The sequence below is a fragment of the Alteraurantiacibacter aestuarii genome (assembly GCF_039523595.1).
Classification (GTDB): Bacteria; Pseudomonadota; Alphaproteobacteria; order Sphingomonadales; family Sphingomonadaceae; genus Alteraurantiacibacter; species Alteraurantiacibacter aestuarii.
Genome location: NZ_BAAAFP010000001.1, coordinates 665,670 through 681,473, shown reverse-complemented (window position 1 = coordinate 681,473; position 15,804 = coordinate 665,670). Strand labels below are relative to the sequence as shown.

The following is a 15,804-nucleotide window of genomic DNA, read 5'->3' as shown; positions in this document are numbered from 1 at the left end:
TGCCCCACCCCGCGCTGCGGCTCAATTGCCCCGCGCCGAATTCCACAGCGATGTGACGCTGCGCGGCAGGAAGGAAAGGCCAACAAACCACGCCGGGGTGACCATCAGCGCCCAGTAGAAGTTGTTGTCACGCCCAGCGATCATGAACAGCAGGCCATAGCCGGTAAACAGCAGCAGGCCGAACAGCCCCATGTCGCTTTTCCACCCGGCCCAGCCCAGCAGCGGCAGAAGCGCCAGCGGCGCGGCAATCACACCGGGCAGCAGGTAGAGCGGGCTCGACAGGATGATGCTGGACGTCCAGCCACCCAGCCCGCGAAACACCAGCCATGCAGGAGATGCAGGATCGGAATCGGAAATCAGCGGGTTCACCTGCGCCAGATGCACGCCATGGCCGATCAGGAACAGAAGCACCAGTCCGCCCCATGCGGCGGCCTCCCGCCAGTCACGCCGCCAGCCGGCCAGCGCGCCCATAAGCAGTACGAAAGGCAGCGCATGTTCGCGGATCGCCAGCGCCAGGGCAGCGGCAAGCCATGCCCAGTGCCAGTGCCTGCGCCGGTAAAGGCCAAAGGACAGCGCCAGCAGAACGCCCGCCCACACCTCGTGCAGCACCAGATATTGCGCCTTGAAGCCGACACCTGTGCCGATCACCAGCAGCAGCAGCGATATCGTGCGATGCTCCTCTCCGCCCGGTTCATCGCCCAGCCGCCGCCACCAGACCACCAGCGTCAGAATGCCCAGCAGCACCGCCAGCACGATCAGCCCACCGGTGCCGACCAAAGCGGTGATGAAGGCCAGCGTGGGCAGGCGCACGGTAAAGCCGGGCCGCACGGGAAAATCGCGCGCGCGCTGTTCCTCAACCGCCACCTGGTAGTAATTCTCACCCGCGGCAACGCGCTCGGCAATCCGGTGATAGAGTTGCAGATCGTTGTCGCCCTGCGTGGTGGAGGCGGCTGGCGCGGTCGAAACGGTCTGTGACGTTGAGACCGGGGCAGATGATACAGGCGCTGTCTCGCTGCCCGCATCAGACCTGTCGGTCAGTGCCGCCACAACCAGCAGCAGGGCAAAACCGATCAGCACCAGCATGGCCGCGCCCGGCGCCCAATGGGCAAAGCGGTCCCAGGCCAGCGCCCTTCCGCCTAGCCCCACTCTCCTGCCACGCTGCCTGCCTAGCCCAGCCATCCTGCCATGCTCCCCGCCCAGACCAGCGCGCCGCCCACGGCAGCGGCCAGCAGGTAACCCGGCCAGACGCGGCTGGCGCTGGCCCGGCGTTCCCACACCAGTTCGATATCGGGCAGAGGCGGCGGTTCGGGTGCGCCGCCCTTGGGCGGATATTGCTCCTCCAGCCGCCGTATCAGCGCGGGGATGCGCAGCAGGGTTTCGCCGTCCTGCCTGATCCGGTCTGCCAGCGCGGCCTCCGGCCCCAGCTCATCGCGGATCCAGTTCTTCACGAACGGGCCGGAAACGTCCCACATGTTGATCTGCGGATCGAGCTGGGTGGCGATCCCCTCCACCATCACCATGGTCTTTTGCAGCAGCAGCAGGTGCGGCTGGGTCTGCATGTCGAAATCGCGGGTGATGGCGAACAAGCCGTCCAGCATCTGGCCCACGGAAAGCTCGCTCACCGGCTTGCCGCGCATCGGTTCGCCCACGGCGCGCAGGGCGGTCGCGAACTCATCGACAGAGTGATAGCTGGGCACATATTGCGCCTCGAAATGGATCTCTGCCACGCGTTTGTAATTGCCGGTGGTCAGGCCGTACAGAATCTCCGCCAGCCATTGCCGGGCGCGCCGGTCGATCCGGCCCATGATCCCAAAATCGATGGCCACGATGGCCCCGTCCGCGCGCACGAACAGATTGCCCTGGTGCATGTCTGCGTGGAAGAATCCGGCGCTGATCGCCTGCGTCAGGAAGGCCAGCACCAGCCGCCGCGCGATATCGGGCAGGTCATGACCGGCAGCGCGCAATTCATCGACATTGCTGATCTTGACCCCGTCGATCCATTCGATCGTCAGCACGCGGCCATTGGTACGGTCCCAGTCGATAGCGGGAGTGCGATAATCGGGGATACCGCGCATGGCATCGTCCAGCTCGGATGCCGATGCGGCCTCGCGCCGCAGGTCCAGCTCGCGATTGGTCCAACGCTTGAAGTTGGCAATGGTCAGCCGCGGACGCAGGCGCGTGGCCTCTCCGCCCAGCGCCTCCAGATGGGCAGCAGCCCATTCATAGGTGGCGATATCGCGCTCAAAACGCTCGCGAATGCCGGGGCGCAGCACCTTGATGGCCACGGTGCGGCCTTCTTTCGTCACCGCCTTGTGCACCTGCGCGATCGAGGCCGCGCCCACCGGATCTGGATCAATGGAGGAGAACAGCGAGGACACCGGCGCTTCGAAGCTCGATTCAATCTGCTTTTCGATGGCGGCATAGGGAACGGGAGGGAGTGAATCCTGAAGGCTGAGCAGATTGCGCGCGGCATCCTCACCAACCAGATCGGGCCGGGTGGCCAGCGTCTGGCCCAGCTTGATCGCGGCGGGACCGATGGCCTGGAAGGCCGCGGCATAATCGGGAACCCGCGGCTGGCGCGTGCCGAAGCGGGCAATGCGCACCAGTCGGCGGACCTGCGGCGGCGTGTTGGGATCAGCCTCGATCCCGCGCAGCGCGCCATGCCTTGCCAGTGTGCGGCCCCATTTCAGCAGCCGCCAGATATGCGTTGAAGGTCTGGTCACGCGGCTTACGCTTTCCACCCCGAATGGATCGCCACCAGCCCGCCCATGATCGGCTCCACTCTGGTTCTCACGAAGCCTGCATCGCGGATCATCCGTTCGAACTCGGGCATTGGCGGGAAGCGGCGGATCGATTCGATCAGATAGCGATAGCTTTCCTCGTCACCCGCCACGATCTTGCCGATCTGCGGCACCAGTCTGTGCGAATAGAAATCATACGCCTCTTTCATGCCTGGCCAGGTCATGGTGGAGAATTCCAGGCAGTAGAAGCGCCCGCCATATTTCAGCACGCGATATGCTTCGGCCAGCGCGCGGTCGATATGGGTCACGTTGCGAATACCGAAGGCGATTGTGTAGGCATCGAACTGCTTGTCGATATAGGTCAGCTGCTCGGCGTTCTGGCATGACCAGACGAGGCCATCGATCCCGCGCTGCATGGCGCGTTCCACGCCCACATCCAGCATGTCCTGATTGATATCGGCCACCACCACTTCGGCGCCCCGGTCAGCCATGCGAAAGGCGATGTCGCCAGTGCCGCCGGCCATATCCAGAATCGCCTCGCCCGGCTGCGGCTTGACGCGGCTGACGAAGCGGTCCTTCCACAAACGGTGCATGCCGCCGGACATGGCATCGTTCATGATGTCATATTTGGCCGCGACATTGGAAAACACCGCGCCCACGCGCCGGGTCTTCTCTACCGGATCGACATTCTCATAGCCGAAGGAGACTTCTTCACTCATGGGCACCAAACTCTTTCATTGCGTGTGGCGCCTTAAGGGGAATTGCCGCGCAATCAAAGGGTGATAAAGGCTGGGGCCATGCCAGAACTGCCTGAAGTCGAAACAACCGTGCGCGGGCTGGCGCGCTTCCTTGATGGGGAACGGATCACGCGCGTGGCCCTGAACCGTCCGGACATGCGCTTCCCCTTTCCGCAAGGTCTGGTGCAATCGCTGACCGGGGCGCGCGTCTCTTCGCTGGGTCGGCGCGCCAAATACGGGCTGATCCATACGGACCGTGACAGCACGCTGATCTTCCACCTGGGCATGAGCGGGCGCTGGCGGATCGATCCTGAAACCCCCGACAAGCATGACCATATGGTGATCGAGACCGCAGGCCACAGCTTTGCCCTGTGCGATCCGCGCCGGTTCGGATTTGTCGATCTGGTGCAGACGCCGCAGCTGGACAGGTGGCCGGCCTTTGCCTCCATGGGGCCCGAGCCACTGGGCGCCGACCTGACGGCGCAGCACCTGCGATCCGCCATCAAGGGCCGCAAGCAGGCGATCAAGCTGCTGCTGCTCGATCAGAAAGTGGTGGCGGGCCTTGGCAATATATATGTGTGCGAGGCGCTGTTCATGGCCGGGATCGATCCGCGCAAGGCAGGCGGGCGAATCTACCTTCCCGCGCTGGAGCGGCTGGTGGTCGCCATTCGCGATGTGCTGACCCGCTCGATTGCCGATGGCGGCTCCACCTTGCGCGATTATGCCCGGCCCGACGGGCAGCTGGGCTACTTCGCCACGCGCTTCAGCGTCTATGGGCGGGAGAATCAGTCCTGCATGCGCTGCGAGGGTGGAATCATCCGCCGGATCGTGCAAGGAGGGCGCAGCACCTGGTTCTGCCCGGAATGCCAGTCGTAAGCGATTACTTGACGATTCGCAGGGGCGCGGCTAATGCGCGCGCTTTCCGGCGGCTTTCCGCCGTTCCAGCAGTTTTAACATTTAAGAATAATCCGGTCGCTGCTGCGGCCCGAGACAAGGACGAACATGGCCAATACGCTGCAAGCCAAGAAGCGCATCCGTCGCAATGACAAGCGCGCCGAAATCAACGGTGCCCGCATGAGCCGCATCCGCTCCTTCGTGAAGAAGGTGGAAACCGCCTGCACCGAAGGCGACAAGCAGGCTGCCGAAATCGCTCTCAAGCATGCCCAGCCTGAACTGGCGCGCGGTGTTGCTCGCGGCGTGCTCCACAAGAACACCGCATCGCGCAAGCTGAGTCGCCTGACCAAGCGAGTCGCAGCGATCTGATTCGCTTCGCCTGACGGCGAATTGCAGGAACGAAATTGGAACGGGGCTGGTGGTTTTTCCACCGGCCCTTTTCGCATCTGCAGCATGCGCGACCTTTGCAACGCAACAAGTGCAGGGAAACCCGCGATTCGCGAGACTGTCACAAATCTATCGTGCGAAAACAATGCGTTGAATGGTTCTCTGCGGGTCAGAGCCGAGTCAACCGCATAAATTAAATTTTTTTGACAGTGCGCCTCTTGCCCATCGCGCAGCAGTCTTCATAACTGAAATCCGGTTGGGACCGATGCGTCCCGATTTTTTATAGCCGAGCCAGCATTGGAGCTCCGGTGGTCCGTTTATGCGGATTCCCGGACCGGGGAAGTTGTGTCTCCGATCCTGGTTCGTGGGGGAAGCAGCTGGGCAGGCCTTCGGATAGGGAAGAGCGGATAATGATTCGAGTTGGACCGCATGCCGGACGTGATGTTCCGGGCAAGCGCGATGAAGTTGAGGACAAGATGGAAGAGCGCGAAGCACTGGATCTCGCCGCGGACTGGGCTGACATCAGCCAGGGTCTGCGCAAGGACCTGGGCAACCAGCTTTTCACGCAGTGGATTCGTCCGATCCAGCTTGGCAGTTTCAACAAGGAAACCGGCACGCTGGAACTGTTCCTGCCCACCGATTTTTCCGCAAACTGGGTGCTGGACCGATTCCATGACCGGCTTTCGCTGGCGTGGAAGATTGCCCGCAGCGAAGTGCGCCACGTTGCCATCAAGGTCCATCCCGGTCGCCGCAAGCTGGCTGATCTGGACCTGCGCGGCGATGATGGCTTTGGCCACCGTGCTGCCAATGATGCCACGCTGGCGATGGAATCGATCGGCGATGATGGCTTCACCTCCAGCGTCGGCCTCGATCCGTCGCTGACCTTTGCCGCCTTCGTCACCGGTTCCACCAACGTGCTCGCCAAGAATGCGGCGGAGCGCATGGCCAAGACCGAGAAGCCGCAGTTCAGCCCGCTCTACCTCAAGGCCGCCACCGGCCAGGGCAAGACGCACCTGATGCACGCCATCGGCCATTCCTATATGCAGGCGCACCCGCGGGCGCGGATCTTCTATTGCAGCGCAGAGCGCTTCATGGTCGAATTCGTGCAGGCGCTGAAGTCGAACGAGATGATCGAGTTCAAGGCCCGGCTGCGCGGTTTCGACCTGCTGCTGGTGGACGATATACAGTTCATCATCGGCAAGGCTTCCGCGCAGGAGGAGCTTCTCTACACGATCGACGCGCTGCTGGCCGAGGGCAAGCGTCTGGTGTTTGCCGCCGACCGCGCGCCGCAGGCACTGGACGGCGTTGAACCGCGCCTGCTCAGCCGCCTGTCGATGGGGCTGGTGGCTGACATCCAGTCCGCCGACATCGAACTGCGCCGCCTGATCCTGGAGAGCAAGCTGACCCGCTTTGCCCCGCTGGACGTGCCCGGCGACGTGATCGATTTCCTCGCCCGCACGATCAACCGCAATGTGCGCGAACTGGTGGGCGGCCTGAACAAGCTGATCGCCTATGCCCAGCTGACCGGTCAGGAAGTGACCTTGCAGCTGGCCGAGGAACAGCTGACCGATATCCTCTCGGCCAACCGCCGCCGGATCACGATTGACGAGATCCAGCGCACGGTTTGCCAGTTCTACCGCATCGATCGCAGCGAGATGTCATCCAAGCGCCGCGCCCGCGCGGTGGTGCGTCCGCGCCAGGTGGCGATGTATCTGGCCAAGGTGCTGACGCCGCGCTCCTATCCGGAAATCGGCCGCAAGTTCGGTGGCCGCGATCATTCCACGGTGATTCACGCCGTGCGCCTGATCGAGGACCTGCGCACCCGCGATGCCGATATGGACGGTGACGTGNTGCGCCAGTTGGAAAGCTGATTTTTTTTGAGCCTCAGGCGCCGGCAGCCGCATCCGCGGCTTTGGCTTACGCGCCATAAGGCGCGGCGGCCGGTCGGCCTTGCGGGACCTCGCGGTCCCGTCTGTGTTCACAGAATTTCCACAAACCTGCCAACATGTGCACCGCCCGGGACTTGTCCCGGCGCGGTGCACAGGCTTGTGCGCAGCCTGTCCACAGCTCTGCCCACAGTCATGTGCACAAGCGCGCATAAGCCCCGAAGGTGACAAAGGTGACACGCTGTCACCTTGATGGTGCGAAGTTAATCGTTGTATTTCCAATATCTTATTTGAAATCAAACAAGGTGACACCTGGCCGGGACCGCGCACAAAATCTGCCGCACGCATAGGCAAGTTCCACCTGTTTCAAAGAGCTGGCGCCCTGCTTGCACGGTCCACAATCTGTAGGAAAGGCGTGAACAGCTTTACCGCGCGGCTTTTGCGGCTAGGGATGCTGCGATGGATCAACCGCCTGTCCACATGTCTCCCGAACGGCTTTCCCGCTTCGCGCGCCATATCGTGCTGCCCGAAGTGGGCGGCTCAGGACAGGCCGCGCTGGCGGCAAGTCATGTGCTGCTGCTGGGCCTTGGCGGCATCGGCGCGCCAGCGCTGCAATATCTGGCCGCCGCCGGGATCGGCACGCTGACGCTGGTGGATGACGACGTGGTCGATATCAGCAACCTGCAACGCCAGACCATCTACACCACGCGCGACATTGGCCACGGCAAGGCAGTGGCCGCGCGCCGCTGGGTGAGCAATTTCGATGAGAAGCTGGCGGTCACCATTTCCGACCGCCGCGTAACGCCGCAAACCGCGCCGGACCTGCTCGAAGGCGTGGACCTGGTGCTGGACGGGACCGACAATTTCGCCACCCGCCTCGCCGTGTCCGATGCCTGCGTGGCCGAGCGCGTGCCGCTGCTGTCCGCCGCCGTGGGACGGTTTCAGGGACAGGTTGGCGCCTTTGCCGGGCACATGGTCTCCAGCCCGTGCTATCGCTGCTATGTCGGCGATGCCTTCGATGCCGAGGATTGCGACACCTGCGCCGAAGACGGCATGCTGGGCGCGATGGCTGGCTGGACCGCCAGCTTCGCCGCCATGCAGGCCATCCGCATCCTCATCGCCGGCACCGGCGGCATGGGCGAGCCAGGGTGGGGCAAGCTTCACCTGATGGACGGGCTGAAACCCGAAATGCGCACGATGAGAATCGCCAAGGACCCCGGCTGCAAGGCCTGCGGGAGCGGCGCTGGCTGATGGGCCGTGCGGGCAAAACCGCAAGGCTGGTTTACGAAGGAACTTGCGATGGATTTTGACGACCAGCTGCGGCGCTATTTCGCCACCGATGACCTGATGAGCGTCACCCCCGATGTGCTTGCGTCCGGGATCGAGCACATGCGCGTCGATTTCGGTCTGGCACAGGATGGTGAGCGGCGTTTTGCGCTGTGGGCGATGCTGCACATGTTCGGCGCCGCGCCCGATCTGGACGTGGCGTTCGATAATGAGGAAGACCGCAACAGCGCCCGCAACCTGATGGAATTGCTGGAGCGTGCTGCGCCCGAGTGACGCGCGCTACTCTGTTGGCGACACCTTTACCGAAACCACTTCAATAGCATCTTCCCTGCCGCCGAATGGCAGGAACTCCCCGGCCTCGGCACCGATCAGCGCGCGCGCCAGCGGGGCGGAAAAGGATATCAGGCCCTGCGCCGGATCGGCCTCGTCATCGCCCACCAGTTGCAGGGTGTTTTCCTTGCCGTTGAGCCTGAACGTCACCGTGGTGCCGAATTCCACCGTCTCGCCGCTGGCAGCAGGGACCACTTCGGCGGTGATCTGCCGCGTCTGCCAGTACCGCAGGTCTCGCTTGAGCGCCTTTACCGTCGTCTCATCGCCGCCCGGCACCAGCTGCGCTTCCAGATCGGCCACCCGCTGCGCAATCAGCGCCAGCCCGCGCGCAGTCACCAGATTGGGACCGGTGGGGATGGGAATCTCGAACTTGGGTTCAAGATGTTCCTCATCGCCTTCCCGGCGAAAGGCCACGCTCATCTGGTTTCTCTCAATCGCGGACCGTTCATCTGCAAATCTCCATGCGTCTTTCCCTCTTTGCCCATCCGCCGCCCAATGCACAACGGCCCTGCCACCACCCTGCCGCCACCCTGCCGCCGCTGTGAATGCGCCGCGGATTGACTCTGGCAAAAAGCACGCTGACACTCACGCCAAAGCCGCAACCGGGAAGAGGGCGAACCAGCACATGCCATTTGCAACCGTTGATACCATTACCGATATCGCTGCCGAGCGGTGGGAGAAGGGCGCCAGGGACCCGCGGCTGGGCCAGCTGATGGCATCGCTGATCCGCCACCTGCACGCTTTCGCGCGCGAGAATGAGCTGACCGAGGGCGAATGGTTCGAGGCGACCGAATTCCTCAGCCGCGTGGGGCAGATGTCCAATGACAAGCGCAAGGAATTCATCCTGCTGTCGGATACGCTGGGCCTGTCCATGCTGGTCACGCTGATGAACAACCAGGTGGGCGATGCCGCCACCAAGCCGACCTTGCTCGGCCCGTTCTATATTCCGGACTCGCCCGAGATCCCCTTTGGCGAACGGCTTCCCGGCATCGCCGACGAAGATGGCGCGCCGCTGTTCGTGCAGGGGCGAGTGAGCGATCAGGACGGCCGCCCGCTGGCGGGCGCGGTGCTGGATGTGTGGCAGAACGATCAGGAAGGCATTTACGAGGCGCAGCTGATCGGCAGCGATGCGCGCCACCGCGGGCTGGTGGCCACGCGGGCAGACGGATCATATCTGTTCCGCACGGTTGCGCCGGTGGATTATGCGATCCCGGTGGACGGCCCGGTGGGCGATCTGATCGCCCGGACCACGATCAGCGAATTTCGCCCCGCGCATATCCATTTCATCGTCCGCGCCGATGGCTGCAAGCCGCTGACCACCCACGTGTTCGACAGCACCTCACCGAAGATCGAGAGCGATGTGGTGTTCGGCACACGGCCTGAACTGGTCGTCGATCTGGTGGATCATCCCGCTGGCACCGCCCCCAATGGAGAGGCGGTGGACCGACCATTCAAGGTGCTGACGCTGGACTTTGTGCTGGAAGGCCAGTGAGCAGCGAAAAGGAGTGAGCGGCGAAAAGGAGTGAGCAGCGCAACGGCGCGACCGGCCAGGGCAGATCGGCCAGGCGGATCAGCTAGTCGGCGGAACTGTCAAAAACGGTGGTTCCATCGGCGGCCCTTGCTGCGGCACCGACCACGATGGCGATGGTGCCATCAGGTGCAATTTCCACCCGGTAATCCCTCAGCCCGGCATCGCGCGCGGCTGAAATGGCACGCTGCACATCCACTTGCGTGAACACACCTTGGCCTTGCGCGCACCCCACTTCGGGTTGTTTGTCTTTGTTCGGCATAAGCTCGAAGCCTGGCGTATCGCCCAAACGCGCCAGCAATTGCGTTTCCCGCAATGCCTGTGACCTGATCTGAATCCGCGCAATGCGCGTATCGTCCCTGTCGACCCGATTGGCGATAGCCCCGGCACCCCCCAGTTTGCGGCCTGCCGTTATTTCGGCATGGCACGCGACCCATCCTCAATTTCGAACATGGACCCCGGCTCCAGAGGGCGCAAGACGATTCTGCGACGTTTTGAGACAATTTGCGACATTTATGACGTTGCCGCCCTCACACAGCAGGCACAGACGCGCCATTGGATCCCAGTGAGAAGTATTCGCAACAACCCCCAATGGATATTCACCGCAAATCGGATAGCGAACAGGCTGCGGTCCTTGGACTGGTTGACGGCCTGCGTCCGGCAATCGAACGCCATGACCGCGCGGAAGTGGTCGGCATCATCGCAAAATTGCTGGCTCTGCGCGCACCGATGGGTGAGCAGTGGCTGGCGCTGGCGAAGCTGGCGGGCGACCGCGGGGAGATCACCAGCGCGCGCGCGGCGCTGGAGCTGTTCGTCGATTTTTCCGGGCGCAGCGCCATGGCGCTGTACCAGCAGGCCGCCGTGCTGGCGCAGCTGGGCCTGTGGAACGATGCGCGCGCGATCCTGAGCGCCCTGCCCGCTGGTCAGCCCGAACCGGCGGCGCTGGCGCACAGCAGCGGCACCGCCGCGCTGGCCGTGGGTGACACGGCAGAGGCCCGCCGCATGTTGGAGGAAGCGACCCGACTGCGCCCCGCTTCCGGCCCCACCTGGCATTCGCTGTCGACCATGATCGACTATGTACAGGAGCCGCAGGAGGCGGACCGGCTGCTGGCGGCGGAGCGGCAGATGGCCTTCGCCTCGCAGACCGACTTCGGGATTTACCTCTATGCGCTGGGCAAGATGCACGCCGACCGCGGCGAGCATGAACGCGCCTTCGCGGCATTTTCGCGCGGGGCACGGCTGACCCGTCCGGCGGGCGGCTATGACCCGGATCGCGACAGCCGGATCGCCCGCGATGCCATCGACGGATATGACCCCCGGCGCATGGCGCAGATCGCCGCGCAGCAGGGCGAGCCGACCGGGCGCACGATCTTCGTCACCGGCCTGCCGCGATCGGGCACCACGCTGGTGGAACAGATCCTCACCGCCCACAGCGAGGTTGCAGACGGCGGGGAGATCAACCGGCTGGGCCTGCTGGCAAGCGACATGGGCGGCAATTCATTCGAAGCGCTGGAGCGCCATGTGGCACGGGAAGGCGCGCCCGCCCTCGCCCGGCTGTGGGACCACTGGCTGGCAGAGCGGTTCGGGGCGCAAGGCCGCATCGTCGACAAGACCATCGGCACCAGCCGCCTGCTGGGCATTGCTGCATCGCTGTTGCCGCAGGCACCGCTGGTCTGGCTGCGGCGTGACCCGCTGGACTGCGCATGGTCGTGCTTCCGCACGCGCTTCAACGGGTCCTATCCGTGGAGCCATGACCTGGAGGACATCGCCCATCATTTCGCGCTGGAGGACGCCTTGTTGCGCCAGTGGCAGGACCTGCTGGGCGACCGGCTGCTGGTGATGGATTACGAAACGCTGGTGAGTGAGCCTGCCACCGCCATCGCGCGCCTGCTGGCGCATTGCGATCTGGCGCCGGAAAGCCAGGCCTTCGCTCCGCATGAAAACCGCCACGTGGTCGCCACCAGCAGCGTGATGCAGGTGCGCCAGCCGATCAGTCGCAGCGCCATCGGCTCAGCGCAGCCCTATGCGCAGTTCCTCACGCCCTTCAGCGATGCCTATTACGGCAAGGGCGCGCCCAGCAGCTGATCGACCCATGCGGGCACCAGTTCGCTCGCCATACCCAGCCGCGTTTCATCGAACAGGCGGCTGCCCAGACTTTCTTCCAGGTTCAGCTCCAGCGTTCGCGCGCCGCTGGCGCTGGCCTGCTGCACAAACCCCGCCGCCGGATAGACCGCGCCCGATGTGCCGATGGAAACGAACAGGTCCGCGCGCGCGATGGCGGCGAAAATCTCCTCCATGCGATAGGGCATTTCACCAAACCACACGATATCGGGCCGCATCGCCACCTGCCCGCAGGCCGGGCATGGCGGACCATCGCTGAGCGTGCCTGTCCAGTGGTGGCGCGCATCGCAGGCAACACACCACACGCTCAGCGCCTCGCCATGCATGTGCAGCACACGGGCCGCACCGCCGCGCTCATGCAGATCATCGATGTTCTGGGTGACGATCAGCAACTCGCCCTTCCATTGCGCATCGAGCCGTCCCAGCGCCAGATGCGCGGCGTTGGGACTGGCCCCGCGCACATTCGCCCGCCGCTCATCGTAAAAGCGCTGCACAAGGCCGGGATCATGGGCGAAGCCTTGCGGCGTGGCCACCTGCTCCACCGGATGATCCTCCCACAATCCATCCTCCGCGCGAAAGGTGCGCAGGCCGGATTCGGCGCTGATCCCCGCGCCGGTCAGGATCACGATGTTGCCGATTTCGTTCATTGCCCTCACCTGCTGTCACCCTGAACTTGTTTCAGGGTCCATTTCGTCCCATGCACTATGGAGTGTGCGGTCGAATGGATGCTGAAACAAGTTCAGCATGACGAAATGGGGAAAGACGTGGCCAGAATTGGAATCATCGGCAGCGAGGGGCGCATGGGCCATGTGCTGTTGGAAGCCATTGCGGCGGCCGGACATGAATGTGCCGGCGGCGTGGACAGGGGCGACGATGTGGCCAACCTGGCCGATGCCAGCGATGTGCTGGTGGATTTCTCCGTGCCCGGCGCGCTGAAGGACAACCTCCACGCGGCGATTGGTGCGGGCATTCCGATATTGATCGGCACCACCGGCATATCTGGCGAACATCATCTGGCGATAGACAATGCCGCGCGCGCGATTGCCGTGCTGCAAACCGGCAATACCTCGCTGGGCGTGACGCTGCTGTCGCATCTGGTGGCAGAGGCGGCGGCGCGGCTGGGCACGGACTGGGATATCGAAATTGTCGAGATGCATCACCGCAACAAGGTGGATGCGCCATCGGGCACCGCCATCCTGCTGGGCGAAGCCGCAGCGGCAGCGCGCGGGATAGACCTCGCCAGCCACACAGAAAGCGGGCGGGACGGCCACACCGGCGCGCGCAAGCCCGGCGCAATCGGCTTTGCGGCCCTTCGCGGCGGCACGGTGGCGGGCGAGCATTCGGTGATCCTGGCAGGCGATCAGGAGCGCATCACCCTGTCCCACAGCGCCGAAAACCGCGCCATCTTCGCCAATGGCGCCATCAGGGGTGCCGACTGGCTGATCGGCAGGGATGCGGGCCGCTATACCATGCAGGACGTGCTCGGCATTTGACCCTCAGCAGATGACCAGGGACCAGATCTTCGAATTCTTCCGCCGTCTGGCCGAGGAAAATCCCGCGCCCGAGACCGAGCTGGAATATGGCAATGCCTTTCAGCTGGTGGTGGCCGTGGCGCTGAGCGCACAATCCACCGATGTTGGCGTCAACAAGGCCACGCGGGAGCTGTTTGCCAGGGTGAAGACTCCGCAGCAGATGCTCGACCTGGGGGAGGAGGGGCTGAAGGAGCACATCAAGACCATCGGCCTGTTCAATTCCAAGGCGAAGAACGTGATCGCCATGTCGCGGTTGCTGGTGGACGAATATGGCGGCGAAGTGCCCGGCACGCTTGAAGACCTTGTCCGCCTGCCCGGTGTGGGCCGCAAGACCGCCAACGTCGTCCTCAATTGCTGGTTTGGGCAGGAAACCTTTGCGGTCGACACCCATATCTTCCGCGTGGGCAACCGCACGGGCCTGGCCAAGGGCAAGACTCCCGAAGCGGTGGAAGCCAAGCTGGAAAAACGCGTGCCCCAACCGTTTCGCCTGCACGCGCACCACTGGCTGATTCTGCACGGAAGGTATATATGCAAGGCGCGGACGCCGGAGTGCTGGCGCTGCAATGTGGCGGACCTGTGCAGTTTCAGGAACAAGGTACTGGAACAGCCGCGCAAGTGATCCGCTTCATTCAATGAGTGACCGGGAGAACAATAATGCTCAAAAACCCCCTCCGACCTGCCCTGGCGCTTGGTGTGCTGCTGCCGCTGGCCGCCTGCTCCGCCCAGATGGACCGCGAACAGCAAGTCCGCGCTCCGCAGGCCACAGCCGTTGGCGAAGCTGTAAGCTGCGTCACGCTGAGCCAGATCGATCGCACCGTCGTGCATGACGATTACACGATCGATTTCGTGATGCTGGACAACACCCGCTATCGCAACACGCTGCCCGCGCGGTGCCATACGCTGGGCATCGAAAAGCGCATTGCCTACACCGCCACCACCGGCCGCCTGTGCAGCCAGGATACGATCGACGTGATCAATCCCGATGGTGCGCGCGTAACCACCTGCGGGCTGGGTACATTCCTGCCGGTCGAGCTGGCAGCGGGCAACTAGGTCCCCACGGTTTCCGAACTCGTCGCGGCGATTACCTGCGCCGCGACGAGATCACCCACCACGTTGAGCGTGGTGCGGCACATGTCGAGGAAGCGGTCCACGCCCAGGATCAGGCCGATACCTTCGGGCGGCACGCCAACGCCGGCCAATATGAGCGCGATCACCGGCAGCGATCCGCCGGGCACGCCCGCCGTACCGATGCCCGCCAGAATGCACACCACCATCACGAAGATCTGATCGCTCAGCCCCAGCTCCACGCCGAAGAACTGCGCCAGGAACAGCACCGTCACGCCTTCGAACATGGCGGTGCCGTTCTGGTTGGCGGTGGCGCCGATGGTGAGCACGAAGCGGGCGATCCGGCGCGGCAGTTTCAGCTCGGTATCGGCCACCCGCAGCGCGGTGGGCAGAGTGGCGTTGGAACTGGCGGTGGAGAAAGCCATCAGGCTCGCCTCACGCGTTTCCTTGAAGAAGGCGACGGGGCTTTTCCTGGCCACGAATTTCAGCAGCAGCGGGAACACGCCGAACATCTGCAGGCCCAGCGCCAGCAGCACCACCGCCACGAAAGCCGCCAGCTTGAACAGCAGGTCCCAGCCGAACTGCGCGGACAGGTTGAACATGAAGCAGAAGATGGCAATCGGCGCCAGCTGGATGACGATGCCGATCAGCTTCATCGCCACTTCGAAAATACCCTCTATCGCGTCCTTCAGCACTTCTGTGCGCGTGGTCTGCACCAGCAGCATGCCGATGCCGAAGAACAGCGCGAAGAACATAACCGCCAGAATATCGTTGCTCGACATGGCCGAGATGATGTTGCTGGGCACGATATTGATCAGCTGGTTCACACCCGCATCGCTGTTGGCCGATGCCTCGACAATGCTGGCAGCGCCGCCCGCACCCTGTGCCAGCAGGTCTGCCGCGGCTGCGGGGTCCACGCCGTCTCCCGGACGGATCAGGTTCACCAGCGCGATGGAGATCGCCACCGCGATGCTGGAGACGATGATGGTATAGACCAGCGTGCGAATGCCGATCTGCTTGAGCGCGCGAATCTCGCCCATTTCGGCAATGCCCACCACCAGAGCGCTGAACAGCAGCGGGATCACCAGCATGAACAGCAGCCGCAGGAAAACCTGTCCGATGGGGCCGGTGACATATGTCACCACGGTGTTCACCCAGTCTGCGCCGGGCGCGAATGTATAGGTCAGCAGGCCCGCTGTGAGGCCGGCGATGAAGCCGATCAAGATGCGCAATTGCAGTTTGCCATGCCCGATGGGCGCAGCTTCGCGGGCGATATCTTCGGCTTCGGCTGTCATC

At 63.7% G+C, this 15,804-nt stretch carries 17 protein-coding genes; 10 read left to right on the top strand and 7 right to left on the bottom strand.

Features of this window, described 5'->3' with window-relative positions:
* Window positions 1-21: 21 nt before the first annotated feature.
* Genes ABDZ98_RS03255 through ABDZ98_RS03245 form a run of 3 tightly spaced genes read right to left on the bottom strand, consistent with a single transcriptional unit; the run spans window position 22 to window position 3,460 of the window.
* The gene (locus ABDZ98_RS03255) at window positions 22-1,146 is read right to left on the bottom strand and encodes a hypothetical protein (protein ID WP_237437512.1); all 1,125 of its coding nucleotides are present in this window, start codon (window positions 1,144-1,146) and stop codon (window positions 22-24) included.
* Between the two features lie 20 nt (window positions 1,147-1,166).
* Complete coding sequence (ubiB, locus tag ABDZ98_RS03250) at window positions 1,167-2,723, bottom strand: 2-polyprenylphenol 6-hydroxylase (protein WP_160591928.1); 1,557 nt, start codon at window positions 2,721-2,723, stop codon at window positions 1,167-1,169.
* Between the two features lie 5 nt (window positions 2,724-2,728).
* A complete protein-coding gene (locus tag ABDZ98_RS03245) occupies window positions 2,729-3,460 on the bottom strand; it encodes a class I SAM-dependent methyltransferase (protein ID WP_160591926.1) in 732 nt (243 codons plus the stop codon).
* Window positions 3,461-3,538: 78 nt separating this feature from the next.
* Here ABDZ98_RS03245 and mutM point away from each other — a divergent pair, with 78 nt between their 5' ends.
* From mutM to ABDZ98_RS03220, 5 genes are all read left to right on the top strand, one after another.
* Complete coding sequence (mutM, locus tag ABDZ98_RS03240) at window positions 3,539-4,354, top strand: bifunctional DNA-formamidopyrimidine glycosylase/DNA-(apurinic or apyrimidinic site) lyase (protein ID WP_160591924.1); 816 nt, start codon at window positions 3,539-3,541, stop codon at window positions 4,352-4,354.
* A gap of 126 nt (window positions 4,355-4,480) precedes the next feature.
* Entirely contained in the window at window positions 4,481-4,741 is a 261-nt protein-coding gene (gene rpsT / locus ABDZ98_RS03235; RefSeq protein ID WP_160591922.1) for a 30S ribosomal protein S20, read from the top strand.
* Window positions 4,742-5,235: 494 nt separating this feature from the next.
* On the top strand, window positions 5,236-6,630 hold the full coding sequence (dnaA, locus tag ABDZ98_RS03230) for a chromosomal replication initiator protein DnaA (RefSeq protein WP_343805798.1): 1,395 nt from the start codon (window positions 5,236-5,238) through the stop codon (window positions 6,628-6,630).
* A gap of 474 nt (window positions 6,631-7,104) precedes the next feature.
* On the top strand, window positions 7,105-7,896 hold the full coding sequence (locus ABDZ98_RS03225; protein ID WP_160591919.1) for a HesA/MoeB/ThiF family protein: 792 nt from the start codon (window positions 7,105-7,107) through the stop codon (window positions 7,894-7,896).
* Window positions 7,897-7,944: 48 nt separating this feature from the next.
* Window positions 7,945-8,205, top strand: coding sequence for a hypothetical protein (locus ABDZ98_RS03220; protein WP_160591917.1), 261 nt, complete (start codon window positions 7,945-7,947; stop codon window positions 8,203-8,205).
* 6 nt (window positions 8,206-8,211) lie between these two features.
* On the opposite strand, the gene ABDZ98_RS03215 is transcribed toward ABDZ98_RS03220, so the two are convergent.
* A complete protein-coding gene (locus ABDZ98_RS03215) occupies window positions 8,212-8,682 on the bottom strand; it encodes a GreA/GreB family elongation factor (protein ID WP_160591915.1) in 471 nt (156 codons plus the stop codon).
* Between the two features lie 205 nt (window positions 8,683-8,887).
* On the opposite strand from ABDZ98_RS03215, the gene ABDZ98_RS03210 reads away from it, so the two are divergent.
* A complete protein-coding gene (locus tag ABDZ98_RS03210) occupies window positions 8,888-9,754 on the top strand; it encodes a dioxygenase family protein (protein ID WP_160591913.1) in 867 nt (288 codons plus the stop codon).
* Between the two features lie 82 nt (window positions 9,755-9,836).
* Here the strand turns inward: ABDZ98_RS03210 and ABDZ98_RS03205 are convergent, their stop codons facing one another.
* Complete coding sequence (locus tag ABDZ98_RS03205; RefSeq protein ID WP_160592073.1) at window positions 9,837-10,052, bottom strand: hypothetical protein; 216 nt, start codon at window positions 10,050-10,052, stop codon at window positions 9,837-9,839.
* Window positions 10,053-10,381: 329 nt separating this feature from the next.
* Here ABDZ98_RS03205 and ABDZ98_RS03200 point away from each other — a divergent pair, with 329 nt between their 5' ends.
* Window positions 10,382-11,875, top strand: a complete 1,494-nt coding sequence (locus tag ABDZ98_RS03200; RefSeq protein WP_160591912.1) for a tetratricopeptide repeat-containing sulfotransferase family protein — start codon at window positions 10,382-10,384, stop codon at window positions 11,873-11,875.
* Here ABDZ98_RS03200 and ABDZ98_RS03195 read toward each other — a convergent pair.
* Window positions 11,848-12,558, bottom strand: coding sequence for an NAD-dependent deacylase (locus ABDZ98_RS03195; protein ID WP_160591910.1), 711 nt, complete (start codon window positions 12,556-12,558; stop codon window positions 11,848-11,850). The two genes, ABDZ98_RS03200 and ABDZ98_RS03195, sit on opposite strands and share 28 nt — an antisense overlap.
* A 117-nt stretch (window positions 12,559-12,675) precedes the next feature.
* On the opposite strand from ABDZ98_RS03195, the gene dapB reads away from it, so the two are divergent.
* The 3 genes from dapB to ABDZ98_RS03180 are packed head-to-tail and all read left to right on the top strand — an operon-like array spanning window position 12,676 to window position 14,493.
* The gene (gene dapB / locus ABDZ98_RS03190; RefSeq protein ID WP_160592071.1) at window positions 12,676-13,404 is read left to right on the top strand and encodes a 4-hydroxy-tetrahydrodipicolinate reductase; all 729 of its coding nucleotides are present in this window, start codon (window positions 12,676-12,678) and stop codon (window positions 13,402-13,404) included.
* A gap of 10 nt (window positions 13,405-13,414) precedes the next feature.
* Window positions 13,415-14,062 carry an endonuclease III gene (gene nth, locus ABDZ98_RS03185; RefSeq protein ID WP_160591908.1) on the top strand — a complete coding sequence of 216 codons (648 nt, stop codon included), beginning with the start codon at window positions 13,415-13,417 and terminating at the stop codon, window positions 14,060-14,062.
* A 35-nt stretch (window positions 14,063-14,097) separates the two neighbouring features.
* Complete coding sequence (locus tag ABDZ98_RS03180; RefSeq protein ID WP_160591906.1) at window positions 14,098-14,493, top strand: DUF6491 family protein; 396 nt, start codon at window positions 14,098-14,100, stop codon at window positions 14,491-14,493.
* Here the strand turns inward: ABDZ98_RS03180 and ABDZ98_RS03175 are convergent.
* Window positions 14,490-15,803 carry a dicarboxylate/amino acid:cation symporter gene (locus tag ABDZ98_RS03175; RefSeq protein WP_160591904.1) on the bottom strand — a complete coding sequence of 438 codons (1,314 nt, stop codon included), beginning with the start codon at window positions 15,801-15,803 and terminating at the stop codon, window positions 14,490-14,492. The genes ABDZ98_RS03180 and ABDZ98_RS03175 overlap by 4 nt on opposite strands.
* Window position 15,804 lies beyond the last annotated feature (1 nt).

Coding starts and splice junctions, on each gene's coding strand:
- ABDZ98_RS03245 (WP_160591926.1), bottom strand. CDS start 3,460: ATGAGTGAAGAAGTCTCCTTCGGCTATGAGAATGTCGATCCGGTAGAG.
- mutM (WP_160591924.1), top strand. CDS start 3,539: ATGCCAGAACTGCCTGAAGTCGAAACAACCGTGCGCGGGCTGGCGCGC.
- rpsT (WP_160591922.1), top strand. CDS start 4,481: ATGGCCAATACGCTGCAAGCCAAGAAGCGCATCCGTCGCAATGACAAG.
- ABDZ98_RS03225 (WP_160591919.1), top strand. CDS start 7,105: ATGGATCAACCGCCTGTCCACATGTCTCCCGAACGGCTTTCCCGCTTC.
- ABDZ98_RS03220 (WP_160591917.1), top strand. CDS start 7,945: ATGGATTTTGACGACCAGCTGCGGCGCTATTTCGCCACCGATGACCTG.
- ABDZ98_RS03215 (WP_160591915.1), bottom strand. CDS start 8,682: ATGAGCGTGGCCTTTCGCCGGGAAGGCGATGAGGAACATCTTGAACCC.
- ABDZ98_RS03210 (WP_160591913.1), top strand. CDS start 8,888: ATGCCATTTGCAACCGTTGATACCATTACCGATATCGCTGCCGAGCGG.
- ABDZ98_RS03205 (WP_160592073.1), bottom strand. CDS start 10,052: ATGCCGAACAAAGACAAACAACCCGAAGTGGGGTGCGCGCAAGGCCAA.
- ABDZ98_RS03200 (WP_160591912.1), top strand. CDS start 10,382: ATGGATATTCACCGCAAATCGGATAGCGAACAGGCTGCGGTCCTTGGA.
- ABDZ98_RS03195 (WP_160591910.1), bottom strand. CDS start 12,558: ATGAACGAAATCGGCAACATCGTGATCCTGACCGGCGCGGGGATCAGC.
- nth (WP_160591908.1), top strand. CDS start 13,415: ATGACCAGGGACCAGATCTTCGAATTCTTCCGCCGTCTGGCCGAGGAA.
- ABDZ98_RS03180 (WP_160591906.1), top strand. CDS start 14,098: ATGCTCAAAAACCCCCTCCGACCTGCCCTGGCGCTTGGTGTGCTGCTG.
- ABDZ98_RS03175 (WP_160591904.1), bottom strand. CDS start 15,803: ATGACAGCCGAAGCCGAAGATATCGCCCGCGAAGCTGCGCCCATCGGG.